We start from the raw sequence: 478 nt of genomic DNA, 5'->3' as shown, positions 1-478 counted from the left end.
AATCGACGCTGTTTAACGCCATTACAAAAGCAGGTGCTGAGTCAGCCAACTATCCGTTTTGCACAATTGAGCCGAACGTCGGTGTCGTCGAAGTGCCCGATGAGCGGCTCGATGTATTGACGGAAATGTTTCGGCCGAAGCGGACGGTGCCGACTGTTTTTGAATTTACCGATATCGCGGGCATCGTCAAAGGGGCGAGCAAAGGAGAGGGGCTTGGCAACAAGTTTTTGTCTCACATCCGGCAAGTCGATGCAATTTGCCAAGTCGTCCGCTGCTTCAGTGATGAAAACATCACCCACGTGGCGGGCAAAGTCGACCCGCTCGCCGATATCGAAACGATCAATTTGGAGCTCGTGTTGGCTGATTTAGAAACGATTGACAAACGAATCGAGCGGGTCGGCAAAATCGCCAAGCAAAAGGATAAAGAGGCGGCGTTTGAATACGACATTTTGCGGCGGTTGAAGGAGACGCTCGAAGA

1 protein-coding gene is annotated in these 478 nt (G+C 51.7%); it reads left to right on the top strand.

Features of this window, described 5'->3' with window-relative positions:
• The coding region (locus VU18_RS20840) for a GTPase (protein ID WP_236687435.1) at positions 1 to 478 on the top strand (478 nt) is incomplete at both ends.

This window comes from Geobacillus sp. ZGt-1, from assembly GCF_001026865.1.
Lineage (GTDB): Bacteria > Bacillota > Bacilli > Bacillales > Anoxybacillaceae > Geobacillus > Geobacillus thermoleovorans.
This window is presented reverse-complemented; position numbering and strand designations above follow the sequence as displayed.